Source organism: Streptococcus ovis DSM 16829 (assembly GCF_000380125.1).
GTDB lineage: Bacteria > Bacillota > Bacilli > Lactobacillales > Streptococcaceae > Streptococcus > Streptococcus ovis.
Window position 1 is genome coordinate 137,920 of record NZ_KB904562.1, and the last position, 26,626, is coordinate 164,545.

Below are 26,626 nucleotides of genomic sequence, written 5' to 3' on the forward strand. Positions count from 1 at the left end.
TTTAAAACGGAGTTGATTGTTATGAGGCGCACTCTGTTGTTTATATTAAGTTTATGTACTTTATTTACATTGATAGCTTGTGGTAGTCGGGAAGTAGATGACAGGACTTATTCAAAGAAAGAATCTGTTGTAGTTTATGATCAGAACCATAAAAAAATTCTCAAAACTGATAATAAGACGGTCCTTGATACCTTTGCAGAATACGCAAGTGACACAGAGGTTGAAGGAACAGAAGTACTTGAAGAAGTTCCAAAAGATGCTCAGGTAGCCTATAACTATGATCTTATAACTCGCTCTGGAGATACGGTACAAGTAACAGTGTATGATAATTACGACTACCTAGTATTTGAAGATTTTCCGATTATTGGAGACATAAAGTTGATTCTTCCAAAGGAAAAAGCAGATTGGTTCAGAAATCCTCAAGACTGGGAATAAAAAAATAGGCAGGAGTTCAAATTGAACTTCTGCTTATTTTTATAATTTTACGGCTGATGTTCGGTCAATCCACACTTGAATTTTACCAAGAAGGAAGCGGGAAATGTTTCCAACCAGTAGAAGGTTAAGTGGGACTGCCATGATGAAGTTTGTTCCCCATGCCTTGAAGTAGGCAGTGAGATTGAGACCTGCTAAGCCTTGGCTCATGACTAAACCATAGAGGGACATACAAGTAACCATACCAAGCACCATACAACCTGAAATAGCAAGGATAGGGACGATTTTAGGAACATGTCCTTGATTTTTGCGAGCAGTTGGCTGGATAATATAGTGAGCAGCAGCTTTTTTAGCAATGGGACCAACGATATACCAATCCAGTAGAAAGGCAACTAAAAATCCAGGTAGAAATCCTAGAAAGACGTGAGGCCAGGCGAAATGTCCTACAACGAAAAGATTCCAGCATGACATGGCAAACACCATCATAGAGCACATGAGAGTCGTAAAAATAAGTGATTCTTTTAATGAACGTGGCAAAAGTTTTCTCCTTAAATAATCTAATAGAGTCACTATGAAAGGATTTTCAGTGAGTAACGTTTTTTAGTATAGCATAATTTTGAAAATCTTGTAAGCGAAATTTGAAAATTTCAGAAAGAAAAATACAAGCAAATTGATTGAAAATAAATACTAATTAGTGATAAAATAACATCATAGAAAGTGAGGAGTTAGATGATCGAATTAGGAATTTCCACCTTTGGAGAAACAACTTTATTGGAAAAGACAGGACAGGCTTATAGCCATGAGGAGCGGATACGCCAATTAGTCAAAGAAATCGAATTAGCTGACGAGGTTGGCTTAGATGTCTATGGTATCGGAGAACACCACCGAGAGGATTTTGCGGTCTCTGCTCCAGAGATTGTACTGGCAGCAGGAGCTGTTAACACCAAGCAGATTAAGTTGACATCTGCTGTGTCTATCCTGTCTTCGATGGACCCAGTTCGTCTTTATCAGCAGTATACGACCATTGATGCTTTGTCAAATGGCAGAGCAGAAATCATGGCTGGTCGTGGTTCCTTTACAGAGTCTTTCCCATTATTTGGTTATGACTTGGCGGATTATGAGGAACTCTTTGATGAAAAATTGGACATGCTTCTAAAAATTAAAGAAGACACCAATCTCAATTGGACTGGAAAACACACTCAGACAGTTCACAATAAGCCCATCTATCCTCGTCCAGTACAGGAAGATTTCCCTATTTGGGTGGCAACTGGTGGCCATGTTGAATCTACTATTAAGATTGCTCAGCAAGGACTTCCAATAGTTTATGCGGTTATTGGAACAGCAGCCAAGAACTTTAAACCATTGGCAGATGCTTACCGTAAGATTGCCACAGAAGCGGGTCACCCAAGTAGTCGCATCAAGGTTGCAGCCCATTCTTGGGGGTGGATTGCTGAAGATCAAGAACAGGCTGTGGAAGAGTATTTTTACCCAAATAAACAAACAGTTGATAATATTGCGAAAGACCGTCCGCATTGGCGGGAGATGACGAAGGAGCAATATTTGTATTCTCTATCAGATGAGGGAGCTACAATTGTTGGAAATCCGGAACACGTAGCCAACAAAATTATCGCGACAATTGAAGCCTTGAATTTGGATCGCTTTTTCCTCCATCTTCCAGTTGGTTCCATGCCACACGAGGAAGTGTTGAAAGCTATCGAGTTATATGGAAAAGAAGTAGCACCTCGTGTACGTCAGTATTTTAATAATCAGTCGAAATAGAGTAGGTGCTGGTTCGTTAGTGGCCAAGAAAAGGTTTGGAAGTAACAGATCCAAACCTTTTTCTAGTGGCTTCACTTTCACTTTTGAGGTGAAAAGAAAACCGCCAGCGTAGCTGATGGCTGAGCGATGCATCGCTTTCTTTTATTTGATTTCTATAGTCTCTTCCTTGTCTGTAGAAAGTTCAGCTTTTGCTGGTGATTCTATTGGGGACAGAATCGTCTGATAGATACTAAACATAAAATCAGCCAGCTGTTCAATATTAGCTGTATCTGCATGATAAGCGATATATTTAGTAACTAGCAGGGCATTAGCAGTATATAATTCAACCGCTAATGCTTCAGGAATACAGTTTTGAGCAGGATTGCTGTCCAATAACAGCTTGTATTTCCGTGCCAGCATTGCCCGGACATCCCCTTCAAAATCAGCATTTGGGAGATGAACTGAGTAAAGGGCTTGGATGATTTTATGGTATTCCACAATAGTATGGTAATCTCTTAAAAGATTGGCGTGAAGATCTAAGTGATCTTCTGTCACAAAAGCTGCATATGTAGTATCATTAGCAATGCGACTATAAAATGAGACAACATCTTCGAGTAGAGCGATTTTGTCTTTGTAGTGGTTATAGAAAGTCGAACGACCAACATTTGCCTGCTGACAAATATCGTTAATGGTAATTTTACTAAAATCTCTTTCTGATAATAATTGAATCAACGCTTCTCTCAGAGTGATTTTGCTTTTTTCTAGTTTGATATTTTTTTTCATTGGTTTTACTCCTAAAAAATAGATAAGTAGGCAAAGGAGAGCCACAATTTTATAATGGTTTTACACTAGCTTGGTTACATATATATATTACCATTTAGAAATCGTACTTTCCAGTGGTAAAAAAGGATGATATTTCGTATGGTTAAAGTTTTGCATAATTGGAATGGATGCTATTAAATGAACATGACAGACAAACTATGCGATCGATTTTTTTAGAATTGTACAATGGCAGAGTATTGTTCATCACTTTCATTGCCATTAAATCGTTTGCACTAACGGGTAAAAACTATGTGAATAGTATAACAAAATAAGGCTATTTTTGCTTCTAATATGCTCATAGCTAGAACAAGGAAGCAACCTTGTTATTTTACAGACTAGTATACCAATTTTAAAAATTCATTCTGACGTTATTATAATCTAAAAAGTACTATTTGTATAGTTCGAAATAGTAGTGAGGAAGAAGAGTAGAGTAAGTTTGTGTAGGATAGAATAATACCAGTAGACAATTATTCTCTTTTTTTATATAATATAGTCAGTTGAATAACTGACTGCAATTGAATGGTAGTGAACAGTCTCAAATCGAGATAGACGATGCTTCTAACGACCATAGAAAGTTGCTAAAAAAGAGGGCAAGAGATGTATTATCCTGAAAAATTAAGACAAAGACGGCAAGAGATGCACTTGAAACAAACAGATGTAGCAGAAGCTGTGGGCGTTTCGAAGCAGTCTTATTTTGCTTGGGAAAAGGGGACTTCTCAACCGACGAAGGCGAATCTCATCAAACTAGAGCAACTTTTAAAGGTTCCGATGGGCTATCTGACTGAAAATCAAATTTCTAGTCTATATCGCCAGCTAAATCAACCCAATCAAGTCAAGGCTCTGACTTATGTTCAAGGACTTGTGGAAGAGCAGACCAAAGTGGTCCATATTACTAGCAAAGAGCCACGGTATGCTTATCGAGTCTACGAGCGACTTTCTGCAGGGGTTGGTTCTGCTGTCTATGATGATCGGGATTATGATACCGTTTATTTTGATCAGGAATTGGCACATGATTTTGCTTCTTGGATAGAAGGAGATTCGATGGAGCCGACCTATAAAAATCATGATGTAGCCTTGATTCGTGAGACTGGATTTGATTATGACGGAGCCATTTATGCAGTTGTGTGGAATGATCAGACCTATATTAAGAAAGTCTACCGAGAAGAAGATGGTTTGCGTTTAGTATCCATCAATACAGATTATCAGGATAAGTTTGCTCCTTACGATGAAAATCCTCGTATTGTTGGGAAGATTGTAGGAGCCTTTACACCATTGGAGGTGTGAGATGGGCTATTTTGATTATTCACGAGAGCCACAATCAGATATTGCCTTTGTGGATATGAAATCTTTCTATGCCAGTGTGGAGTGCGTGGCGCGTGGCCTCCACCCCCTAAAAGCCTCTCTGTGTGTGATGAGTCGAGCAGATAATGCCAATGGGTTAATTTTAGCTTCTTCTCCGACTTTTAAAAGGGTTTTTGGGAAATCAAATGTGGGGCGGAGTTATGACTTGCCCTTTGATATTCATACGCGAAAATTTTCTTATCGAAATGCCAAACGACAAGGGTTACCTATGACGCCAGAGTATGTCTATTATATTGAGGAGTGGGCAAAGGTGACATTTATTGTCCCTCCGCGTATGGAACATTACATCGAGAAGAATATGGAAATCCAGCACATTTTTCAAAACTATGCTGCTCCTGATGATATTCTTCCCTATTCGATTGATGAAGGATTTATCGATCTTACCTCTTCCTTGAATTATTTTATTCCAGATAAGACAATGTCACGTAAGGAGAAGCTAGATAAGATTTCCACTCGTATCCAGAGAGAAATTTGGCGGAAGACTGGAGTTTATTCAACCGTGGGAATGTCCAATAGTAACCCTCTTTTGGCCAAGTTAGCCTTAGACAATGAAGCTAAAAAAACAGCGAATATGAGGGCGAATTGGTCTTATGAGGATGTCGAAAGTAAGGTTTGGAAGATCCCTCATCTGACAGATTTTTGGGGAATTGGACGCCGTACGGAAAAGCGACTGAATAAACTGGGGATTCATTCTGTTAAGGAGTTAGCTAATTTCAATCCTGATGTGTTGAAAAAGGAATTAGGAGTCATAGGTGTCGATCTCTTTTTTCACGCAAATGGCATAGATGAGAGCAATGTCCATCAGCCTTATAAGGCAAAGTCTCATGGATTAGGGAATTCTCAAGTCTTACCAAGAGATTATACCAGGCAATCGGATATTGAGCTGGTGCTGCGAGAAATGGCGGAGCAAGTGGCCATCAGACTGCGGCGAGAGCATAAGAAAGCAACAAGGGTCTCCATCGGAGTAGGTTATTCAGCAACTGAAAAGAGACCGTCCCTTCACGCTCAAATGACGATTAAACCAACCAATCTGACAAAAACATTAGCGGATTATGTCATCACACTATTTCGAAAAAAATATTTTGGTGGTGCAGTTAGGAATATTTCTGTCTATTATTCGGGATTTGTAGACGAATCCTTTGGTCTTATTTCCCTCTTTGATGATGTGGAGAAATTAGAAAAAGAAGAGAGGCTCCAATCAGCCATTGATAACATACGAAATCAATTTGGTTTTACGTTGATACAGAAGGGAAATTCTCTCCTGAAAGCCTCTAGAAGTTTGGAGAGAAGCAAATTGATTGGCGGACATTCGGCTGGTGGATTAGATGGACTCAAATGATTGATCGAAACTACCTTCCCTTCCAATCTACAAGGGAACACCATGATAGGGGGATGCAGAAGTGGATGGGCTTTTTCTTGTCAGAGCATACGACATCGCTGGGTGAAGACAAAAGCAAGGTTGAAATGAGTCAAACATTGACCAAGCTAGAAAAGCTGACCTTGATTGGCCAGCTCTATGCAAGTGGTTTAACAGGAATGTTTGTGGTTAAATCTAGCAAAGTGAAGGAAATCTACACAGGAAAAGTCTCAGAAATTGGATTGCAAGAAATCACTATCAAATTTAGAGACGGGTATCGTATGATTCAGGTAGACGATATTTTAGAAATCAGCTTGATAGAGGAACTGGATGATGAGCAGAAAAGAAATCTATGAGTGGAAATTGCGGTTTGTCTATTTCTCAGACTCTTACCACAGGTTTGAGGAGGGCTGTCTATCGTTATTCCGTACTAGGAGAGCCGTTAACAACTCATAATGATAATATTCTAAGAGCAACGGCAACGAGCCAGAAGAACTATTTCAAGCTGAATAAGGAGAATAGTAAGGATGGGTTGGAGCATTATTTTCAATTTAAGCTAGTCAAGGAACCTGATTATAAAAATAGTTGGAAGTTTAGATATACTGGTCAAAGTACTACTAATTTAGAAGCAAATCGCTGTCATTCTTTTCAATTTGATACCATGTTATGTGGGATAATTTTTAAATTGACATTTCACGCAAAACGCTATACAATAGCTTTACAAATAAGAGGTGGCTAATATGGGAAAAACAGCAACAATCAACGTTAGAGTTGATGAATCGGATAAAAAATCAGCAGAACAAGTTTTGAAACAACTTGGGATGCCAATGTCTACGTTGATCACTCTACTGTTGAAACAGGTTTCACTAACAAAGAGTGTTCCTTTTGACATTACTCTGCCAGAGGCACCTTCATCAGTCAGCGTTGATCAAATGAGCGCATATGAATTTGGACAGATGATGGTCAAAGCATACCAAGAAGCTGAAAGTGAGCAAGGTAGACCAGCAAATGAATTCTTTAAAGAATTTAGGGAACGGCACACATGAGTAAAGTTGTCATTAATTTTTTAAAGCGTGCTGAGGAAGATTTGGAAGATATTTACCGTTATATAGCGAAAGAACTTCAATCACCACAAGCGGCGATGAGGCAATTTGATAGTATCGCAGAGGCGATACAAACTTTAGAAGTCTTCCCAGAAAGATGTGCAATCGTTGAGGAATTACTTGTTTTAGGAATCAAAGTTAGGCGATTATTGGTGAAGAATTATTCTATCTTTTACCGTTTTGATAATGATACTGTGACCATATTAAGGGTACTTCATCAATCAAGAAATGTAGACAGGTTGATTGATGAAATTGGCAAAGACCAATAGCTATGCAACCAGGTCTAACTAAAAAATTATAAAAAACAGAACTGGCAGTTGGCATTCTACTGTCAGTTTTCTTGTCTAAAAAGTAAAAAAACTTCCCTTGGAAAAGTCCAAGAGAAGTTGTAAGTCTTTATAGGATTTTACAACCCAATAGACAAGAATGGTAAATTTTGGGTAAGTTGGTAAGTTTACCAGTCAGAAATACCGTTAAATCAGCGTTTTCAAAGTCAATTACTTCATCGTAGGGAGTGAAACAGTACAGTGTACGGTTTCAGCCCATGGCTTGAAAACGAAAGAGCTGTGGTTTAAATGTGAATCCTTCAACAAGCTGTTAGCTCATTCTTACTTCATAGTAGGAAACAGCAATACATCTCGAATGGTTGTGGTATCTGTCAAGAGCATGCAGAGTCGGTCGATACCGATTCCGAGTCCGCCTGTTGGTGGCATACCGTATTCGAGGGCTTCGACAAAGTCATAGTCGATGCCAGTTGCTTCGTCGTCGCCGAGTTCTTTGGCAGCAGCTTGGGCTTCAAAGCGGGACAATTGATCGATTGGATCGTTCAATTCGGTGAAGGCATTGGCATATTCTTTGGTCATGATGAAGAGTTCAAAGCGGTCTGTGAAGCGTGGATCTTCATCGTTTTTCTTAGCAAGTGGAGAAACTTCCACTGGGTGACCATAGACAAAGGTTGGTTGGATCAAAGTTTCTTCAACGAATTCTTCAAAGAAGGCATTGATGATGTGGCCAACAGTTGTGAAGTGGTTTTCAAGTGGTACCTGTTTTTCTGCTGCAAGAGCGCGTGCTTCTTCAACGGTCATTTCTTTCCAGAAATCGATACCTGTGATTTCCTTGATAGCATCCACCATGTGGACGCGCTTGAATGGTTCATTAATACGGATTTCATTACCTTGATAATTGACAGGGCCGTCCCCATTGACAGCAAGCCCAGCATGTTGGATAATGCCTTCGGTCAAGTTCATGATATCTTCATAGTCTGCGTAGGCTTGATAAACTTCAATAGAAGTGAACTCAGGATTGTGCGTAGCATCCATTCCTTCATTACGGAAGATTCGGCCAATTTCGTAAACGCGTTCCATACCACCGACAATTAGACGCTTCAAGTGTAATTCAGTCGCAATACGAAGCACCATGTCAATATCTTGTGCATTGTGATGGGTGATAAATGGACGCGCAGCAGCACCACCAGCTTCATTATGAAGGACAGGTGTTTCCACTTCTAAGAAATCAAGTCCGTCCAAGTAGCGACGAATTTCAGAAATGATTTTTGAACGAGTGACAAAGCGGTTAAAGCTTTCACGGTTAGAAATCAAATCCAAGTAGCGTTTGCGGTATTTCGTTTCAATATCTGTCAATCCGTGGAATTTTTCAGGGAGCGGGCGGAGCGCTTTTGACAGGTGAGTCAACTTCGTTGCTTTGATAGAGAGCTCGCCCATATCTGTCCGCATCACTTGTCCTTCAACACCAAGGAAGTCACCGAGGTCTGCTTTTTTAAAAATCTCGTAATTTTCTTCACCGACTTCATCTTTACGAACGTAAATCTGGATTTGTCCTTCACGGTCTTGGATGTGAGCAAAACCGACTTTTCCCTTCCCGCGTTTTGTCATCATCCGTCCAGCGATAATAGCTGTTTCATCTAAGTCGTGCAATTCTTCTTTTGATTTATCCGCATATTTTTCTTTTAATTCGCCAGAGTTTGCAGTGCGTTCAAAACGTTTTCCAAAAGGATCAATTCCTGCTTCTGCTAAGGCCGCCATTTTTTCACGGCGAACAATTTGCTGGTCATTTAATGCTTCAATATGTTCGTTCGACATCTTTTTTTATTTCCTCCAAAGTCTATTCGTTCTATTTTATCATAGATTAGCGAAAAAATCAGCTAGGTAGCTGTTTTCCAATAAAAAAGACAGGACTGGCCTGTCTTTTTTATTGGCATAAGTCTGCAAATTCTGCCTGCACGAAGTCAGCAAGAAGCTGACTATCTATACGAATAGAGCGCCCGACTTCCCCAGCTGAGACAATTATTTGCCCTTTTTCTAAAGCTGATTGGTCAATGTAAATTGGAAAGTTGTGTTTTTGGCGGATACCGACAGGATTATTGGCACCGTGAATGTAACCAGTCGTCTTTTCCAAATCCTTTTGTGGAATCATGCTAACTTTTTTATTGCCAGAAATCTGTGCTAATTTTTTTTCAGATAAGTGTTCTGTAATGGGGAGAATGCCAATGATTGGCCCCGTCTTATCTCCTGAAAGAGCAAGTGTTTTAAAGATATCAGACCGTTCAATATTTTCTGGTAAGTTGCCTTCTAAGGCATTGATAGCTAAACTATCGTGTGCAATCTTTGCCTTGTCTAAGATTTGGTCTACTAAGTTTTTTTTGAGTTTAGTTTTTTTACTCATTTGTATTTTTCCTCAAGTTTGCTCATCCAAAGACCTAACCAAGTACAAAGAACAAAGAGTAGAAGGGCCATAACCCATGTACCCAGTCCTGCCCCAGCATAAGAGATGGCTTCTTCGCTACTAGGATTTGGTAAAAGAATCAGAATGGTACTAGATAGGACAATCCCGATGATGAAATGGTAAACCCGTGAATGGTAATGTTGTAAAGCATAATCCATAGCTTTTGAAAATGCTAGAACTGCAAGCAAGCCACCGATAGCAATTGGAAGGAAGGTTCCTGTCAAATCGAGTGATTTAAATCCCTTGAGCATAGGCGAATAGAGACCTAAAATGAGCAAGAGGTTGGAAGGACTCAGACCAGGGACAAGGATACCAAGGGCAATCAAGGCACCAGCCAATACAAATCCTGCAAATCCTGCTGGAATTGTGCCGACAAGGTCGTTCAAGAAATAGAGTAGGAGACCAGACAGTATAAAGGTTGCTATCAACCAAATCCAATCAGCTTGATCACGAGATGATTTTTGAGTAGATTCTTTCAAGAGGCTAGGAATTGTTCCAATAATCGCTCCTGCAAATCCCCATAAAACGGGTACTTGGAAGTGTTCCAATAAAAATTCTACCGGGAAAGAAAAGAGAGCAATTCCTAAAATACCACCAATTCCAACGGGGATAAAAAAGAGGACATTTTCTACAAAATTTTCACGTATGTGGGCAAGGAATCGAATGATGCGTTCGTAAATTCCTAAAATAGCAGCCAAAACACCACCAGATACGCCAGGTAGGATGAAACCTAAGGCAATAATCATCCCTTTAATAATTCTTGAAATCCAAGATGTCATAAAAACCTCCAAAGATAGTAGTGGTCTCATTATACCATTTTTTAGGCAGAAGAAAAACCCTCAATATGTGAGGGTTTATTGGGGTTGAGCTTATTCAGCAGGAACTGTAAAGAGTTTTTGATAAATTTCATTCGGTTCCTTAAGTGTCGTAATAATATTTAAGTCCAGTGCATGGCTAAAACCATTCAGATGACCTTGAGAAGTGTATTGATGTAAGTCGTAATCTAAGTCTGTATTTGGTGCTGCATTGTAATAGCCAGAATCTGTACCGTAAGTTGGAATCCACACGGAGTCAAAATTCTCAGTAGAAATACTGTGTTCTTCCATGAAGTAGGTCCCAATGTAAATACCAATGTTCTGTGCCCCCAAACTTTCCAGTTTTTGACGGAAGGCTTCAACCCCAGCATTCATATCTTCCATTGTCTTTTCTTCAACGTCAAGCCAATAAAAGGTCGGTTTGTACTTGTAAGAGGCCTTGTAAAAGGATTCGGCCTCTTTTTCCATTGATTCAATGCTGTTGCCGGTCACATAGGCATAGACGGCTACGGGAATTCCTCGAGATTGAAACTCTTTGATGTGCGTCTTATACGATTTATCAATTCCCTTTGCATCAGAAGCGTTATTTTCCTTCTTAGTGTGCGAGCCACTTTGAACGCGGACAATAGCGCCAGAAATATTTTCTGATAAGGTATCGTAGTTAATATCTGAAGGCAGCTGCCAACCTGATAAATCGATAATCGGCTTCATTTCTAAAGAATTGGTGATCGGTTCTGAACTAGAAGTCGTCGTAGTGGACTCCGTAGTGGAAACAGAAGTCGTTGTAGTGTTGGTGGTTGTGTTGGCTTTTTTACTCGTTTCTTGAGCCAGTGCTCTTGAGAAGAGAATGAGTCCGATAAACGAGATGAAAAAAATCAGGACAACCACAGGTTTTATTTTCTTTCTCATCCCCACTATTTTAGCGTAAAAGCCGAAAAAAATCAAAAAAATTGAATGCATTTAGTACTCTTGACAGAAAAAATAGAATCCGTTAGAGTAATAATAGGATTTTTTAGAATGGAGTACAGATGCTAGCAAAAAAAATGAGCCATATTGCCATGTTGGCAGCCCTGTGCATTGTGCTCAGGTGGGGGTTTGCTCCCTTTCCAAATATAAAGCCCATCACTGCCTTTTTTCTTGTTAGTCTGTCCTATATGGAGCTTGGTTCTGCACTCCTTGTGATGCTACTGACGATGCTGGGAAGTAGTCTTATTTTTGGGTTTAGTCTGGTTGTCGTGTGGCAGATTGTCAGTTTTACGGTTTTGATGTGTTGTTGGCGTTTTGTTATCCTGCCCATTACGAGACGATTACCACAGGCAATTTGGTGGGAAAGTATCCTGGCTGGTCTGGTTGCATTTTCCTATGGTTTTATCATTAGTATTCCAATTGCGATTCAGTTTGGAACGAATAACATTTTATATTGGTTAAATGGGTTGATTTTTGATGGCTTGCACGCAGTATCCACTCTGTTATTTTATCCAGTCATATTACAAATAATAAGGAGATTTTATGATGAAGCAAAAACTAATTTTAGGAGTTAGCACTCTATCTGCTTTGATCTTGCTGGGAGCTTGCCAAAGCAATGCCAAACCGGCCGCACCTCAGACAGAAGAAACAATGAAGGCAACATTGACCGTCAAGTTTGAGGGCAAGACAGATACCAAAGAGGTAACCTTTGAAAAAGATGACAGTGTCATGGACGTTTTGGAAGAAGCTCATGATATTGAGGAAGAGGAAGGGATGGTGACCGCCATAGATGGTGTTAGCCAAAATGCAGCCGAGAATACGTATTGGATGTATGATGTCAATGACGAATTGGCTCCAAAAGGAGCAGAAGAAATGACACTATCTGATGGAGACACGGTGACATTTTACTTAGAAACATTTGACTAAGGAGTGGGAGTCCGCTCTTTTTTGCTGGGGTTGCATAAGAAAATTCTCCACTGAAATAAGGAAATTATGGTATAATGACTAAGATATTCTAAAACACTAGAATTTAGGAGTTTAAATGAAAATTGACAAACGGCATTTTTTGAATTATTCCATTCTAATTCCCTATCTGCTTCTATCGGTTATCGGTTTGATTGTGGTGTATTCAACGACTAGTGCCTTACAAATTCAAAATGGGGGAAACCCTTTTCGATTAGTCGTGAACCAAGCGGAATTTTGGCTCATCAGTTTGCTGGTTATTTTAATTGTATATCGGATGAAGCTGAGTTTTTTACGAACACGCTCTGTGATGACATTGGTTATTCTAGGTGAAATCTTCCTATTAGCGATTTCTCGTTTCTTTGAACCTGTCAATGGAGCTTATGGCTGGATTCGTTTGGGACCGATTGGATTGCAACCTGCAGAGTACTTGAAACTCATAGTTGTCTGGTTTTTGGCCTATAAATTTTCACAAATTCAACAAGATGTTCGAACCTATGACTATCAAGCTTTAACAAAAGGAAGTTGGCGACCGCATCGGATAAATGACTGGCGACTGGTTAGTTTGCTTTTTCTGGGCTTAGTAGCGAGTTTGCCGGATTTGGGAAATGCAACAATTGTTGCATTGATTATCGTGATTATGGTGGCAGTTAGCGGAATCGGCTATCGTTGGTTTTCAAGCATGCTACTAGCAATTGTTTCGGTAGGAACCGTTGTGCTAGGTTCCATTCGTTTGATTGGTGTTGATGTTGTAGCGAAAATCCCTTTGTTTGGATATATTGCAAAGCGTTTTGCGGCTTTCTTTAATCCATTTGAAGACTTAACCGACGCAGGACACCAGTTGGCTAATTCATACTATGCCATGAGTAATGGTGGTTGGTTTGGATTAGGATTAGGGAATTCTATTCAAAAAAATGGCTATCTTCCAGAGGCGCACACAGACTTTGCTTTTTCGATTGTCATTGAAGAATTAGGTTTTATTGGTGCCAGTCTGATTCTAGCCTTATTATTTTTCTTGATTTTGAGAATTATTGTCGTTGGAATTCGTGCTAGAAATCCTTTTAATTCAATGATGGCTTTGGGCGTAGCTGGTATGTTACTGGTACAGACCTTTGTCAATATTGGTGGAATCTCAGGATTGATTCCAGCGACTGGAGTAACCTTTCCATTTCTTTCACAGGGTGGAAATAGTCTCCTAATTATTTCGATTGGAATTGCCTTTGTGCTCAATATTGATGCCCATGAGAAGCGTCAATTATTGGTAGAAGAAATTGAGCAAACTATTGCCTAAAAGCCTTAAAAAATGAGGAACAGTCATGTCGAATCAAAAATTAGAAAATTACAGTAACAAAGAAACAATTTCAGAAGAAATTGCCATTCTAACAAATACGCTGCAAGATGTGGCACGTCGGATGATTCCTGAGGAAACCTTTGATAAAATGATGGCCTTGGCAGCTTTATCAACACAGGATCATTATCAAGATTTATTACAGATTATTAGCCAACTTTCCAATGATGAGTTGGCAGTGATTTCTCGCTATTTTACAGTTCTCCCTTTGTTAATCAATATTTCAGAAGATGTGGATTTGGCTTTCGAAATCAATTATAAAAACAATGCAGATGAATCCTATCTTGGTAAATTGTCGACAACTTTGAGTTTGGTATCGGAACGAAGCGATGCGGTTGATATACTGGAACATCTGAATGTCGTGCCAGTTCTTACGGCACACCCAACGCAGGTACAGCGCAAAACTGTCTTAGAGTTAACGAATAGAATTCATGATCTACTACGGAAATACCGTGATGTTCGTGCCGGTGTTGTCAATCGTGAGAAATGGCAGTCGGATTTACGTCGCTATATTGAAATCATCATGCAGACGGATATCATCCGTGAGAAAAAACTCAAGGTCAAAAATGAAATCACGAATGTCATGGAGTATTATAATTCTTCTCTGATTCAAGCAGTGACCAAATTAACAACAGAGTATCGTACATTAGCAACAGCTCATGGTTTAACCCTGAACAATCCAACTCCGATCACCATGGGGATGTGGATTGGTGGCGACCGCGATGGGAATCCCTATGTCACTGCAGAAACTCTGCGATTGGCAGCGACGATTCAGAGTGAAGTCATTCTGAATTACTATATTGAACAGGTAACTGAGCTCTATCGGACCTTCTCACTCTCTACAACCTTGACGGGCATTAGCCCAGAAGTAGAAGAGTTGGCGCACTTGTCTGGAGACCAATCGGTCTATCGTGAAAACGAGCCCTATCGGAAAGCCTTTAATTATATCCAATCGAAGCTGGTTCAAACCCTCATCGATTTAGGTGGACACTATATCCGTCCATCCCTCATTGAACAGACAGAGGAGCAGGGGAATTTTACAGACATTAATACCAGTGGCAATAATGCAACAGTTGTTGCTAAGTTCTTGCAACATCGGATGGAAGCTGTCCATTCAGAATTGCAAAATAGCCAAATGCCAAGCTACAAAACGGCCCAAGAATTTAAAGCGGATTTACAAATCATTGAAAAATCCTTATTGGACAATGGGGACGACGCTCTACTGACGGGTGAATTTAGCGAATTATTGCAAGCTGTTGATATCTTCGGTTTCTACCTAGCCAGCATCGATTTACGTCAAGATTCTAGCGTGCAGGAGGCATGTGTAGCTGAATTACTCAAATCAGCTCATATTGTGGACGATTATTCTGCTTTGTCAGAAGAAGAAAAATGTCGTGTTCTCTTAAAAGAATTAGAAGAAGATCCACGTACGCTTTCTTCCACCCATGCTGAAAAATCAGAACTACTTCAAAAAGAATTAGCCATTTACCAAACAGCGCGTGAGTTGAAAGACAAACTTGGCGACGAGGTCATCAAACAACATATCATTTCCCATACGGAAAGTGTGTCGGATATGTTTGAGTTGGCCATCATGCTGAAAGAAGTGGGCTTGATTGATACAGAGCAGGCGCGTGTGCAAATTGTTCCTCTCTTTGAAACCATTGAGGACTTGGATAATTCACGGGCCATCATGACCCAGTACCTTGAGTATGACGTTGTTCAAAAGTGGATTGCTTCTAAAAATGGTTACCAAGAAATCATGTTAGGCTATTCTGATTCAAACAAGGACGGAGGCTATCTATCATCTGGTTGGACCCTCTACAAAGCTCAAAATGAATTGACGAAGATTGGGGACAAACATGGCGTGAAAATCACCTTCTTCCATGGCCGTGGTGGAACGGTTGGCCGTGGTGGTGGTCCGTCTTATGATGCTATTACCTCTCAACCATTTGGTTCTATCAAAGACCGTATTCGTTTGACCGAGCAAGGGGAAGTGATTGGCAATAAATACGGGAACAAGGACACCGCCTACTATAATCTAGAAATGTTGGTATCTGCAACCATTGACCGGATGGTGACACAGATGATTGCAGATCCAAATGAAATTGTTGGCTACCGTGAAGTGATGGATGATATCGTTGCAGATAGTTATGATATTTATCGCGACTTAGTTTTCCGTAATCCCAATTTCTACGATTACTTCTTTGCGGCCAGCCCAATTCGAGAGGTGTCTAGTCTCAATATAGGTTCTCGACCAGCGGCTCGGAAGACCATTACAGATATTTCAGGTCTTCGTGCCATTCCATGGGTCTTCTCTTGGTCACAAAACCGCATCATGCTGCCAGGTTGGTACGGAGTTGGTTCAAGTTTCAAACGCTTTATTGACAAAGCAGATGGGAATCTCAAACTCTTACAAAAAATGTATGAAAGCTGGCCATTCTTCCGATCGCTCTTATCAAATGTGGACATGGTCTTATCTAAATCAAACATGAACATTGCCTTTGAATATGCGAAAATGTGTCAGGACGAAAAGGTGCGCGAGGTCTTTTATGCGATTTTGGATGAGTGGCAGTTGACCAAAAATATTATCTTGCAAATTGAGCAACAAGAGAGTTTGCTGGCAGAATTACCAACCTTGAAAGCGAGTTTGAATTATCGGCTTCCATACTTCAATGTATTGAACTATATCCAAATTGAACTAATCAATCGTCTTCGTCGTGGTGAACTGAGTACAGAACAAGAAAGCCTCATTCACATCACCATCAACGGAATTGCAACAGGACTTCGAAATTCAGGTTAAATTTTTAGATTATAAATAGACTCTATTGGCTCAATTAAAATAGCTATAGAAGCTCTGCAAATTCAATCATCTTCCTATTGTTGCGAGCGATAGCGAACAAGAGAGGGATACTTCCGCCGTGATGAACGTGTCAGAAATACTGAGTTTTAGCTATTTCTGACACTCGGAATCGCTGAGATTTCGGGCTCAGCGATTAGTCATGAAATTCCGTAGGAAGTTGCTGACGTCCGACATCACTTGAGGAAAGTATCGAAAAATTTTTTCTCCAAACTAAAAGTTTAGGTTTTTGCCTAAACTTTTTTCTTTTTGTGTAACCTTTTGTATCCTTCATTCGTTATAATAGTGAAAGAAGGGAGGGAGAGATGAGACTTGATCCGTATGAAAAAGAACTAGTACAGATTGCGCAAGAAATTGTCTATTATCTGCGAAAAGCTGGCGCCAGTCCAGAAAATAGTCATGATGTGACGCAAGATGTTCTGGTGAAAATGCTGGAAAGTGAATTAATCCTTCCCCGTGAGAAAATTCGAGCCTGGATGTATCGGACAGCAGTCAGACGGTATATTGACCTTTATCGTCGGGACAGCAAGTACTTGGAAATCGTCCAACAGGAGTTCTTTAACAAAGAACAGACGATTGCCTTTGAACAACCAGACTATGAACCGCTCTATGAGGCTGTCAATGGCTTGAAAGACCAATACCGCCTCGTCCTTGATTTATTTTATTTCCAAGGGATGAGCATCAAAGAAATTTCTCAGATTCTTCACAGTTCACTCAGCAAAGTAAAGGTGGACTTGATGCGGGGCCGTAAACAAGTCCAAGATAGATTAACGAAAGAAGGATACACTTATGAAGACTTCAAATGATTTTGAAAAAATTGCAAAGAAAAGTAAGAGGAAAAATGGATTAAAATTGGTTGCAATTAGTTCAATAGTTGCACTTACTGTAGCAGGAGGGATTTATTATTCTTTAGAAAAAGTAGCTAGCCATAATGCTGAAAAAGTTATGAGTCATTACACGAAACTATCGGAAATTGCTTATCCTAATATTGATTACATATCTTGGGGGTATAATGCGACGTCACATTTTTCAGGCAATTTTTATTCCAATCGTGTGAAAGATATTGATGGGATTATGGTTCCATTTGAAAAATATACTGGTAGTTACTCTATCCTTTTAAAGGATAGTTTTAATCAAGATGAGCGTCCGAAAACAGCAGATGATGGGCATTCCCAGTACACTTATGGCAATCAATATAAACTTCCAATATTCTACAATACAACCTCCAAAAATACGGAGTATATCAAAGTTACTCAAGATTTAACCTTGGTTCCAGAAATGACAAACAAAGCAGTGGAAGTAGCCATTACATTTGATAAACCTTATACATTGGCCGAAATTGAGAAAAAAATCCCAGAAAATCTTAAATTAAACTGGATTTGGATTGGGCAATACAACGTTTTTGAACCTTCCGGAGGTCCAGATACTCAATTTGGTTTTACGCCTTACTTTGATGCAGGGTTGAATGCTGAAGAACAAAAAGCTCTTGAAAAAGAAATTGATGAGGCAATGAAAAAGGATAAAGATGCTGATATATCAGCTATTTATGATAAATATGAAAAGAAAACTCAACTAACTCCTTTAAAAGGTATGGAAAACAGCTATAGTATTTTTCAAGAGAATGTGCAAGATTACTTGAAAGCAGGATATGGATTTGTATCAACAACAGATGAGGATGGACAGGAATATTCAACAGATCAGTTTTTAAAAGATTATTTAGAAGCCAACCCTGACCCTCAAACAGCCAAATTCGCTGGTGTCATCTTGACAGGTCGTGCTGAAAACTTCAAACAACTAGAAAATGCTGACTGGATTTATGCTTCAAATATTGGTCAAAGTGTCGAAATTCAGCCTTATCACCATCTGGAAAAGTAAAGTTCTAAAGGAAAAGACACAAAACACTTGCATTTCTGCGATAATTTGATAGAATAGTAAGGTAAAGTTAGACCGTATTGCCTACTGTCTATCTATAAAATATATTTTATTGGAGGCTTTTCCTAAAATGGCAAAAGAAAAATACGATCGTAGTAAACCACACGTTAACATTGGTACAATTGGACACGTTGACCACGGTAAAACTACTTTGACAGCAGCTATCACAACTGTATTGGCACGTCGCTTGCCTTCAGCAGTTAACCAACCAAAAGACTATGCGTCTATCGATGCTGCTCCAGAAGAACGCGAACGCGGTATCACTATCAACACTGCGCACGTTGAGTACGAAACTGAAAAACGTCACTATGCGCACATCGACGCCCCAGGACACGCGGACTACGTTAAAAACATGATCACTGGTGCTGCCCAAATGGACGGTGCGATCCTTGTAGTTGCTTCAACTGATGGTCCAATGCCACAAACTCGTGAGCACATCTTGCTTTCACGCCAAGTTGGTGTTAAACACTTGATCGTCTTCATGAACAAAGTTGACTTGGTTGACGATGAAGAATTGCTTGAATTGGTTGAAATGGAAATCCGTGACCTCTTGAGCGAATACGACTTCCCAGGTGATGATCTTCCAGTTATCCAAGGTTCAGCTCTTAAAGCTCTTGAAGGTGATTCAGCATTTGAAGACATCATCATGGACTTGATGAACACTGTTGATGAGTACATTCCAGAACCAGAACGTGACACTGACAAACCATTGTTGCTTCCAGTCGAAGACGTATTCTCAATCACTGGTCGTGGTACAGTTGCTTCAGGACGTATCGACCGTGGTACTGTTAAAGTCAACGACGAAATCGAAATCGTTGGTATCAAAGACGAGAAGAAAAAAGCAGTTGTTACTGGTGTTGAAATGTTCCGTAAACAATTGGATGAAGGTCTTGCAGGAGACAACGTAGGTATCCTTCTCCGTGGTGTTCAACGTGATGAAATCGAACGTGGTCAAGTTATTGCGAAACCAGGTTCAATCAACCCACACACTAAATTCAAAGGTGAAGTTTACATCCTTACTAAAGAAGAAGGGGGACGTCACACTCCATTCTTCGACAACTACCGTCCACAGTTCTACTTCCGTACAACTGACGTAACTGGTTCAATCAAATTGCCAGAAGGTACTGAAATGGTAATGCCTGGTGATAACGTAACTATCGACGTTGAATTGATCCACCCAATCGCCGTTGAACAAGGTACTACTTTCTCTATCCGTGAAGGTGGACGTACTGTTGGTTCAGGTATGGTTACTGAAATCGAAGCTTAATTCGATTACGTTCCCAAACTAACAATTTAAGTCAGACAACTTTAAATTGCAATCCACTGCCTTTATGGTAGTGGATTTTTATGTTTTTATCACTTGTTGTAGCTGTAAGCTAGTTTATTATGAGAGAAGGGGATGTTTTCTTCTCTTTTTTGTTTACTAGCTGATCAATTGGTGTGAAGAGAAGGGAAAAGAGGAAGAAAAATGGAAAGCAATCTATTTTATGTAACCATTTTCATATGATTTGCGTTATAATAAAAAGAAAGAGGAGGTAAAATACGATGAAAAAGTTTTTTAGTGTGGGACTGTTAATGGCAGGTTTTATACTATTTTGTTTAGACTCTGCGATTTTTGTCATGGCAGAAGAAAATATGACAACAGTGTCGACTAGTCCTTCAACGGGAACAAGTGCTGTAAATGTTTCTACAAGTGTGGAGGAGCCTTCTAGCACGATATCTACTCCTTCGTCGTCAGAAACTAGCAGTATACCGACTGATCCTACTACGAAGGAACCACCGACCACTAGTGAGAAGTCAACAAGTTCTGAAAAGGTATCTATAACCACTGCTAGTAATGGAGAGAAAGATGCAAATCTTTCGGGAAATGCACTTTACCGCCTTTATCATTCTGGTTTGAAGGTCCATCTTTATACGATGGATAAAAATGAATACAGTACTCTTGGAACGCGGGGCTGGAAACAAGAAGGCGTTGCTTGGAATACGTCTCCTGATAAAGGGGAACCAGTGTACCGACTCTATCATTCTGGTTTGAAGGTCCATTTTTATACGAAGGATGCGTATGAATATCGTGTTTTAGGAACACGAGGCTGGCGTCAAGAGGGGAAAGCTTTCCATTCATTCGGTGATGTTCCCGTTTATCGACTCTACCACTCAGGACTAAAGAGGCATCTATATACAAAAGATAACAATGAGTATAAGGTCCTTGGAACACGAGGTTGGCGCCAAGAGGGAGTGGCTTTTTATGCCTTGGGAAAACCGTCATCGACTCAATTACCAAGTCCTCCAGTTGAACCCCCAGTGACTATCGGAGGAGAAATAAATTTGATATCGGATAAACCAGGAGAGCTGACGATTGGAATTGATAAAGTCCGTAGTTCTGAAGCAATTTCTATGGTAAAAGTAGCGGTTTGGTCTGAAGTTGGTGGACAGGACGATCTGCATTGGTATAACTTAAATCCACAAGCAAGTGGAGTGTACCAATTGACTGTCCTCGCTAAACAGCATAAATTCTCATACGGGAACTACCAATTCCATTTGTATTATACTTTGGATAAAAATCAAACTGTTGGTGTAAAAGCGTTTCAGGCACAGATGAGGGAACCAATTAGCACTGGTCAGCTCCAAGTGCAAGACTACAATGATGCAAAGGGAGATTTTGAAATTGTTATCACGGGAGTAACTGCCCCTCGTGAATTGAAGGCCATCATGGTACCTGTCTGGTCTGAAGTGAATGGGCAAGATGATATTGTATGGTATCCTGCCAAAAAGATGGCAGATGGAAGATACGTGGTATCAGTTCGAGCAAGGAATCATCAATACAGCAAAGGCCATTATTTTATACATCTTTACTATCAATTCACAGATGGCAGTCAGGTGTTTGTAACATCAGCAAAGCAGTTGGTGGATATCAAGCAGAAGACGCCTGAGGGAAAACTGAGTATCGAGAATAGAGACGAACATAGAGGTAGCTTTGATGTTGTCATCTCTGATTTGTTTGTTCCGGCAGGAATTTCAAAAGTTGAAGTACCTGTATGGTCTGATGCAAGAGGAAAAGATGATTTGAGTTGGTATTTGGCCAGTCGGCAGGCAGATGGTCGTTACAGAGTAACTGTTAAAATTGCTGATCATGGTTATCAATCTGGCAAATACCATGTTCATGCCTATGTAACCACTAAAGATAGCGTCCGTTCTGGTCTTGGGGCGACAACCACAAAGATTCAGTTTAAGGGGCCGCAGTACAATGGGAACTATTATACCGTGCAAGGAAAGTATGGACCGATTATTATTGTGAATAAAAAACATCCTGTCAATCCCAATTATAATCCGGGAGAAAACAGGATAGCTGGTGTTCAGGTAAGAAAAATGATTGCAGATATGCAGGCTCAAGGGTTACCAATCAGTAGTGCTTATAGTGGATTTCGATCATATGCTTATCAAGCACAACTCTATCAAAATTATGTAGCTTCGTATGGACAGGCAGAGGCAGATAGGGTTTCAGCTCGACCAGGTTACAGTGAGCACCAGACAGGCTTAGCTTTTGATATTCTGAATTCTCAAGGTGGATTATTGACTTCAGGAGCAGTCAATTGGTTACACTCCAATATGCATCGCTATGGGTTTGTCTTACGATACCATCAAGGAAAGGAATCCATTACTGGTTATATGTATGAATCTTGGCATATTCGCTATATTGGGAAAGAGGCTGAAGATATTTATAAATCTGGTCGGACCTTGGAAGAGTATTTTGGTATTCCAGGGGGTGGCTATTAAATTTGCTTAGATGAGCCTTTAATATTTTTTAGAAATATGCTACAATAATGTTTGTAAAATAAAATAAGAAGAGGTATGTGAAATGTCACGTAAACCAATTATTGCCGGAAACTGGAAAATGAACAAAACTGCGGCTGAAGCACGCGAATTTGTTACAGCTGTTAAAGATCAAATTCCTTCATCAGATGTTGTTGAAACTGTTATTGGTTCTCCAGCTCTTTTCATCGAAGGAATGAAAAAAGGTGTGAAAGGAACTGACTTGAAAGTTGCTGCACAAAACTGCTACTTTGAAGATTTCGGTGCTTACACTGGTGAAAACAGCCCTGCAACTCTTGCGGCTTTGGAAGTGGACTATGTCATCATTGGTCACTCAGAACGTCGTGATTACTTCCATGAAACAGACGAAGATATCAACAAAAAAGCGCATGCTATTTTCAAAAATGGTATGACACCAATCATCTGTTGTGGTGAGTCACTTGAAACTTACGAAGCTGGTAAGGCAGTTGAGTTTGTAGGTGCACAAGTTTCTGCAGCCTTGAAAGACTTGTCTGCTGAGCAAGTCGCATCACTTGTAATTGCCTATGAACCAATCTGGGCAATCGGTACTGGTAAATCAGCTACTTCAGAAGATGCACAAAACATGTGTAAAGCTGTTCGTGATGTTGTTGCAGCTGACTTTGGTCAAGAAGTGGCGGACAAAGTGCGTGTGCAATATGGTGGTTCTGTAAAACCTGAAAATGTTGCAGAATACATGGCTTGTCCAGATGTTGATGGAGCGCTTGTTGGTGGTGCGTCACTTGAACCAGCTAGCTTCTTAGCATTGTTGAACTTCTAACCATTACGTTTATTATCAAAAACATCAAAGGACTTCTAACTGCAAAGCTAGAAGTCTTTTGACAATAAAAAAGGAGTATGTATTGAAATTTAAGAAAATCATGTACTTTACCTGTTTGTCAGCCCTTGTACTGGGAGGGCAAGTGGTTGGAGCAGATGAAATTGTTGCACAGCCGAAAGCGATTATCCGTCAAGAGCAGCAGTCTTCCTCTGAAACAGAGGAGAAATTATCCGTTTCTATGAAAGAGAAGAAGGCTGTTCTTCTTTTATCTGAAGAAAAAATAGTATTTCAAAAAGCAGTCGCAACCTTTTGGTCAAGAGAAGACAAAAGTGATGCCAAAGAGGTTGCCTTTGAAAGAGATGAGGCAGGACATTTTCAAGCCTTTATACAGCGTGAAGCAATTGCTTCTGAACGGATTTTTGTATCGGTAAAGGCAGAAGCAGTAGATGGAACTGTCTATGAAGTCACAGATTATCAGTTTGAATGGCGTGTGTCCCCTGAAGAAAGCACTTCATCAACTGTGGTCTCTTCAACGACGGTCACCTCTCAAGCGACTTCTCCATCAACAAGTACTTCCCAGACAAGCAAGAGCACTAGTGAGCCTATTCGTGCCATTTCAGAGTCTGCAAGTATTGCCAAAGGGCGGATAACAATTAAAAACCAGAATGTAAAAACAGGAACATTTGACGTGATCATCTCAAATGTGTCGTTGAGTACAGGCCTAAAAACGGTTAAAGTTCCGGTTTGGACAGACGAAAATGGTCAAGATGATATCCGCTGGTATACAGCAGCTCGTCAGTCTGATGGGACATATAAAGTAACTGTTCATAAGAAGGACCATAAAAATGGGGTAGGTTTATACCATATCCACCTTTATTATGAAAATACAGCAGGTAAAGTTCAGGGGGTAGCTTCTACAACGACTAGTTTGACCACGACTACTGGCAATATTTCTATTGAGAATATCAATAAAACCGTCGGCACATTCGATGTTGTCGTGAAATCAGTAGCAGCTCCGTATGCTGTTCAATCGGTTAAAGTTCCGGTTTGGACAGAAGAGAATGGCCAAGATGACCTCAAATGGTATGTAGCAACGCGTCAGTCTGATGGTTCTTACAAGGTATCTATTTCTAAAAAGAATCATAAAAATGGAACGGGTGTCTACCATGTCCATCTCTATTATGCCTATACCAATGGTAAGACAGAAGGGATTACTGCTACAAAGACAAGCCTATCTACTGCTCCTACAGGAAAACTGGTGATAAATGCGTTTAATTCCCAAACAGGAAGTTTTGATATTATCATTTCTCAAGTAGGTAGTTCAAATGCTATTCAAACTGTTAAGGTTCCTGTTTGGACGGATGAAAACGGCCAAGATGATTTGAAGTGGTACACGGCTACCAAACAAACAGATGGCACCTATAAAGTGACTGTTCAGGTTCATCATCATAAGAATGGCAAGGGATTGTATCATGCGCACCTTTATTACCAATATACAAATGGCAAATTAGAAGGAATTGCGTCTGCTCAAAAGATAGCAGTAGCAACAAAAGGAAAAATCACCATTTCTGCTGTGAATCAGCAGCCCACTGGTTTTGATATCCTCATCTCAGATATAGAATCTGCAAAATCAATTTCTGAAATAAAGGTTCCTGTTTGGTCTGAAGTAAATGGTCAAGATGATTTGATTTGGTATACTGCCAAGCGCCAATCAAATGGAACTTTCAAGGTTTCTGTTCAAACTAGTTCCCACAAAAATAGCATGGGAATCTATCATGCCCATCTCTATTATCGCTATCAGGATGGGGGCATGGAAGGGGTTGGCTCAACAAAGGTGAATTTAACTCAACCGAAATCTCAGCCAAAACCCATTACCACAACGAAAAAGCCAGTAACCACGACTCGCAAACCTGCCACTACAGTCCAACTGCCTAAGACAAGCCCGAGTCGCTTGACAGGAACATTGAAGATTACCAATGTGAATGCCTCTTCAGGGACGTTCGATGTCATTGTTTCGGACATAGTTGCACCTAAGACTATTTCAGAAGTGAAGATTCCTGTCTGGACAGAAAACAAAAACCAGGACGATATCATCTGGTATACGGCTAAAAAACAAGCAAACGGTACTTACAAACTGACGATTCACAAAAAAGATCATAAAAACGAGACTGGAGTGTACAATGTCCATCTCTATTATAAGTACCAAGATGGAAGTCAGACAGGGATCACTGCTAAACAAATAACTCTTCCTTTGGTAAATAAATCTCAAGAACAACCAAAAGTACAGAAATTAAATGGTACAATTTCCTTCCAAAATGTAAATGCAAGTCAAGGAACCTTTGATGTGATTGTATCGAATATTTCTGCGCCAAAAGAAATTGCATCTGTAAAAGTCCCAATATGGTCTGAAAAAAATAATCAAAATGATATTATCTGGTACGAAGCAAAACGTCAATCGGATGGTACCTATAAGGTGAGCGTTGCAGCAAAAGACCACCTGTATGAGACTGGATATTATCAAGTACACTTGTATTATTTGTACAAGGATGGAAGTCAGACAGGCGTCACATCAGCAAGAACACAGGTGACAATTCAAAGTAACACTCCTAGTGCTAAAATTGAAATCCGTGATGTAGACAACACCTATGGTCTCTTTGATGTTGTTGTATCGGATATCTTTGCGCCAGCAGGAGTCACTAAAGTGGAAGTCCCAGTTTGGTCGGATGCCAATGGCCGAGGAGATTTGATTTGGTATGAAGCTGCTAAACAGACAGATGGCACCTTCCGTATCACAGTGCGATTGGCGAATCACGCTTACGAAACAGGCGTATACAATGCTCATCTGTATGTGACAAGTGCTGGACAACGCTATGGGATTGCTGCGACAACTGCTCGTGTATCCTACACACAAAAATCTGGCAATTCCTTTATTGATATTAGTAGCCACAATGGTGCCCTATCAGTGGATGATTATCGGAAGCTAATCAATCAAGGTGTTGCTGGAGTTGTCGTGAAATTAACAGAAGGCAATTCTTATTTTAATCCATATGCAGAAGGTCAAATTCGCAATGCTCGTGCGGCTGGATTACGAGTTTCTGTATACCATTATTCTCACTTTGTGGATGCAAAGACTGCTAAAGAAGAAGCACAGTATTTTGTGGCAGCTGCGAAACGTCTTGGCTTACCAACAAATACAGTGATGGTGAATGATATTGAAGAACAGAAAACGAGAGCGAACATCAACGCCAATATGAAAGAATGGGAAAATGAGATGAAGCGTTTAGGCTACCATAATCTTATTCACTATACTGGTGCAAGTTGGATTGATAAGAGTGGGCTGGGTTATGCCGGACCGATTAAATCTGATCAATTTGGCATGAGTAACTTTTGGTTAGCACAGTATCCATATGTCAACGGTATGTCGGTGCAGCAAGCACGTTCAATGGCATTGCATGCGCGTGCAGCAGCGTGGCAATTCACGTCTAAGGCGAGATTGCTTTCAGGACGTTCTTATTTTGACTTAAATATTGATTATACAGGTCGTTTTACGAATTAAATAA

The 26,626-nt window shown here is 40.1% G+C and carries 23 protein-coding genes and 1 pseudogene; 18 read left to right on the top strand and 6 right to left on the bottom strand.

The annotated features are described in order from the left end of the window. The first annotated feature begins 36 nt into the window (after window positions 1-36). Window positions 37-435, top strand: coding sequence for a hypothetical protein (locus A3I9_RS0100745; protein WP_018377170.1), 399 nt, complete (start codon window positions 37-39; stop codon window positions 433-435). Window positions 436-474: 39 nt separating this feature from the next. Here the strand turns inward: A3I9_RS0100745 and A3I9_RS0100750 are convergent, their stop codons facing one another. Next, window positions 475-969, bottom strand: coding sequence for a DUF2798 domain-containing protein (locus A3I9_RS0100750; RefSeq protein WP_018377171.1), 495 nt, complete (start codon window positions 967-969; stop codon window positions 475-477). A gap of 192 nt (window positions 970-1,161) precedes the next feature. On the opposite strand from A3I9_RS0100750, the gene A3I9_RS0100755 reads away from it, so the two are divergent. Beyond that, window positions 1,162-2,211, top strand: coding sequence for an LLM class flavin-dependent oxidoreductase (locus A3I9_RS0100755; protein WP_018377172.1), 1,050 nt, complete (start codon window positions 1,162-1,164; stop codon window positions 2,209-2,211). 141 nt (window positions 2,212-2,352) lie between these two features. Here A3I9_RS0100755 and A3I9_RS0100760 read toward each other — a convergent pair whose 3' ends face one another. Continuing rightward, window positions 2,353-2,973 carry a TetR/AcrR family transcriptional regulator gene (locus A3I9_RS0100760; RefSeq protein WP_018377173.1) on the bottom strand — a complete coding sequence of 207 codons (621 nt, stop codon included), beginning with the start codon at window positions 2,971-2,973 and terminating at the stop codon, window positions 2,353-2,355. 636 nt (window positions 2,974-3,609) lie between these two features. Here A3I9_RS0100760 and A3I9_RS0100765 point away from each other — a divergent pair. From A3I9_RS0100765 to A3I9_RS0100790, 6 genes and pseudogenes are all read left to right on the top strand, one after another. Continuing rightward, window positions 3,610-4,296 (top strand): XRE family transcriptional regulator, encoded by a 687-nt coding sequence (locus A3I9_RS0100765; RefSeq protein WP_018377174.1) that lies wholly within the window; start codon window positions 3,610-3,612, stop codon window positions 4,294-4,296. A 1-nt stretch (window position 4,297) separates the two neighbouring features. Then, on the top strand, window positions 4,298-5,713 hold the full coding sequence (locus A3I9_RS0100770) for a Y-family DNA polymerase (RefSeq protein ID WP_018377175.1): 1,416 nt from the start codon (window positions 4,298-4,300) through the stop codon (window positions 5,711-5,713). Further along, window positions 5,710-6,087, top strand: a complete 378-nt coding sequence (locus A3I9_RS0100775) for a hypothetical protein (RefSeq protein ID WP_026217271.1) — start codon at window positions 5,710-5,712, stop codon at window positions 6,085-6,087. Before A3I9_RS0100770 ends, A3I9_RS0100775 begins: the two co-directional genes overlap by 4 nt. After that, window positions 6,065-6,338: pseudogene (locus A3I9_RS12315) on the top strand (DUF5960 family protein); the annotation flags it as partial. The gene A3I9_RS0100775 and the pseudogene A3I9_RS12315, both read left to right, overlap by 23 nt. 133 nt (window positions 6,339-6,471) lie before the next feature. After that, window positions 6,472-6,777, top strand: coding sequence for a type II toxin-antitoxin system RelB/DinJ family antitoxin (locus tag A3I9_RS0100785; protein ID WP_018377177.1), 306 nt, complete (start codon window positions 6,472-6,474; stop codon window positions 6,775-6,777). After that, entirely contained in the window at window positions 6,774-7,103 is a 330-nt protein-coding gene (locus A3I9_RS0100790) for a type II toxin-antitoxin system RelE/ParE family toxin (protein ID WP_018377178.1), read from the top strand. Before A3I9_RS0100785 ends, A3I9_RS0100790 begins: the two co-directional genes overlap by 4 nt. Before the next feature lie 339 nt (window positions 7,104-7,442). Here A3I9_RS0100790 and lysS read toward each other — a convergent pair whose 3' ends face one another. From lysS to A3I9_RS0100810, 4 genes are all read right to left on the bottom strand, one after another. Beyond that, entirely contained in the window at window positions 7,443-8,933 is a 1,491-nt protein-coding gene (lysS, locus tag A3I9_RS0100795; protein ID WP_018377179.1) for a lysine--tRNA ligase, read from the bottom strand. Window positions 8,934-9,042: 109 nt separating this feature from the next. Beyond that, complete coding sequence (locus A3I9_RS0100800; RefSeq protein ID WP_018377180.1) at window positions 9,043-9,516, bottom strand: aminoacyl-tRNA deacylase; 474 nt, start codon at window positions 9,514-9,516, stop codon at window positions 9,043-9,045. Beyond that, on the bottom strand, window positions 9,513-10,355 hold the full coding sequence (locus tag A3I9_RS0100805) for a DUF368 domain-containing protein (protein WP_018377181.1): 843 nt from the start codon (window positions 10,353-10,355) through the stop codon (window positions 9,513-9,515). Before A3I9_RS0100805 ends, A3I9_RS0100800 begins: the two co-directional genes overlap by 4 nt. Before the next feature lie 90 nt (window positions 10,356-10,445). Further along, window positions 10,446-11,300, bottom strand: coding sequence for a glycoside hydrolase family 25 protein (locus A3I9_RS0100810; RefSeq protein WP_026217272.1), 855 nt, complete (start codon window positions 11,298-11,300; stop codon window positions 10,446-10,448). A 119-nt stretch (window positions 11,301-11,419) separates the two neighbouring features. Between A3I9_RS0100810 and A3I9_RS0100815 the strand changes: the two genes are divergently transcribed. The 10 genes from A3I9_RS0100815 to A3I9_RS0100860 all read left to right on the top strand — a co-directional run bounded on the left by A3I9_RS0100815 (window position 11,420) and on the right by A3I9_RS0100860 (window position 26,622). Further along, on the top strand, window positions 11,420-11,932 hold the full coding sequence (locus A3I9_RS0100815; protein WP_018377183.1) for a hypothetical protein: 513 nt from the start codon (window positions 11,420-11,422) through the stop codon (window positions 11,930-11,932). After that, window positions 11,901-12,284 (top strand): DUF4430 domain-containing protein, encoded by a 384-nt coding sequence (locus A3I9_RS0100820; RefSeq protein WP_245538920.1) that lies wholly within the window; start codon window positions 11,901-11,903, stop codon window positions 12,282-12,284. The genes A3I9_RS0100815 and A3I9_RS0100820 overlap by 32 nt, the downstream gene beginning before the upstream one ends. A gap of 115 nt (window positions 12,285-12,399) precedes the next feature. Next, window positions 12,400-13,611, top strand: a complete 1,212-nt coding sequence (ftsW, locus tag A3I9_RS0100825) for a cell division peptidoglycan polymerase FtsW (RefSeq protein ID WP_018377185.1) — start codon at window positions 12,400-12,402, stop codon at window positions 13,609-13,611. A gap of 25 nt (window positions 13,612-13,636) precedes the next feature. Next, on the top strand, window positions 13,637-16,468 hold the full coding sequence (gene ppc / locus A3I9_RS0100830) for a phosphoenolpyruvate carboxylase (protein WP_018377186.1): 2,832 nt from the start codon (window positions 13,637-13,639) through the stop codon (window positions 16,466-16,468). A 362-nt stretch (window positions 16,469-16,830) separates the two neighbouring features. Further along, window positions 16,831-17,331 (top strand): RNA polymerase sigma factor, encoded by a 501-nt coding sequence (locus A3I9_RS0100835; protein WP_018377187.1) that lies wholly within the window; start codon window positions 16,831-16,833, stop codon window positions 17,329-17,331. Next, complete coding sequence (locus A3I9_RS0100840) at window positions 17,315-18,400, top strand: anti sigma factor C-terminal domain-containing protein (protein WP_018377188.1); 1,086 nt, start codon at window positions 17,315-17,317, stop codon at window positions 18,398-18,400. The genes A3I9_RS0100835 and A3I9_RS0100840 overlap by 17 nt, the downstream gene beginning before the upstream one ends. Before the next feature lie 127 nt (window positions 18,401-18,527). Further along, a complete protein-coding gene (tuf, locus tag A3I9_RS0100845) occupies window positions 18,528-19,724 on the top strand; it encodes an elongation factor Tu (protein ID WP_018377189.1) in 1,197 nt (398 codons plus the stop codon). A 278-nt stretch (window positions 19,725-20,002) separates the two neighbouring features. Then, the gene (locus tag A3I9_RS12950) at window positions 20,003-22,231 is read left to right on the top strand and encodes a GBS Bsp-like repeat-containing protein (protein ID WP_018377190.1); all 2,229 of its coding nucleotides are present in this window, start codon (window positions 20,003-20,005) and stop codon (window positions 22,229-22,231) included. Window positions 22,232-22,313: 82 nt separating this feature from the next. Next, complete coding sequence (tpiA, locus tag A3I9_RS0100855) at window positions 22,314-23,066, top strand: triose-phosphate isomerase (RefSeq protein ID WP_018377191.1); 753 nt, start codon at window positions 22,314-22,316, stop codon at window positions 23,064-23,066. A gap of 82 nt (window positions 23,067-23,148) precedes the next feature. After that, on the top strand, window positions 23,149-26,622 hold the full coding sequence (locus A3I9_RS0100860; RefSeq protein ID WP_018377192.1) for a GBS Bsp-like repeat-containing protein: 3,474 nt from the start codon (window positions 23,149-23,151) through the stop codon (window positions 26,620-26,622). The last annotated feature ends 4 nt before the right edge of the window (window positions 26,623-26,626 follow it).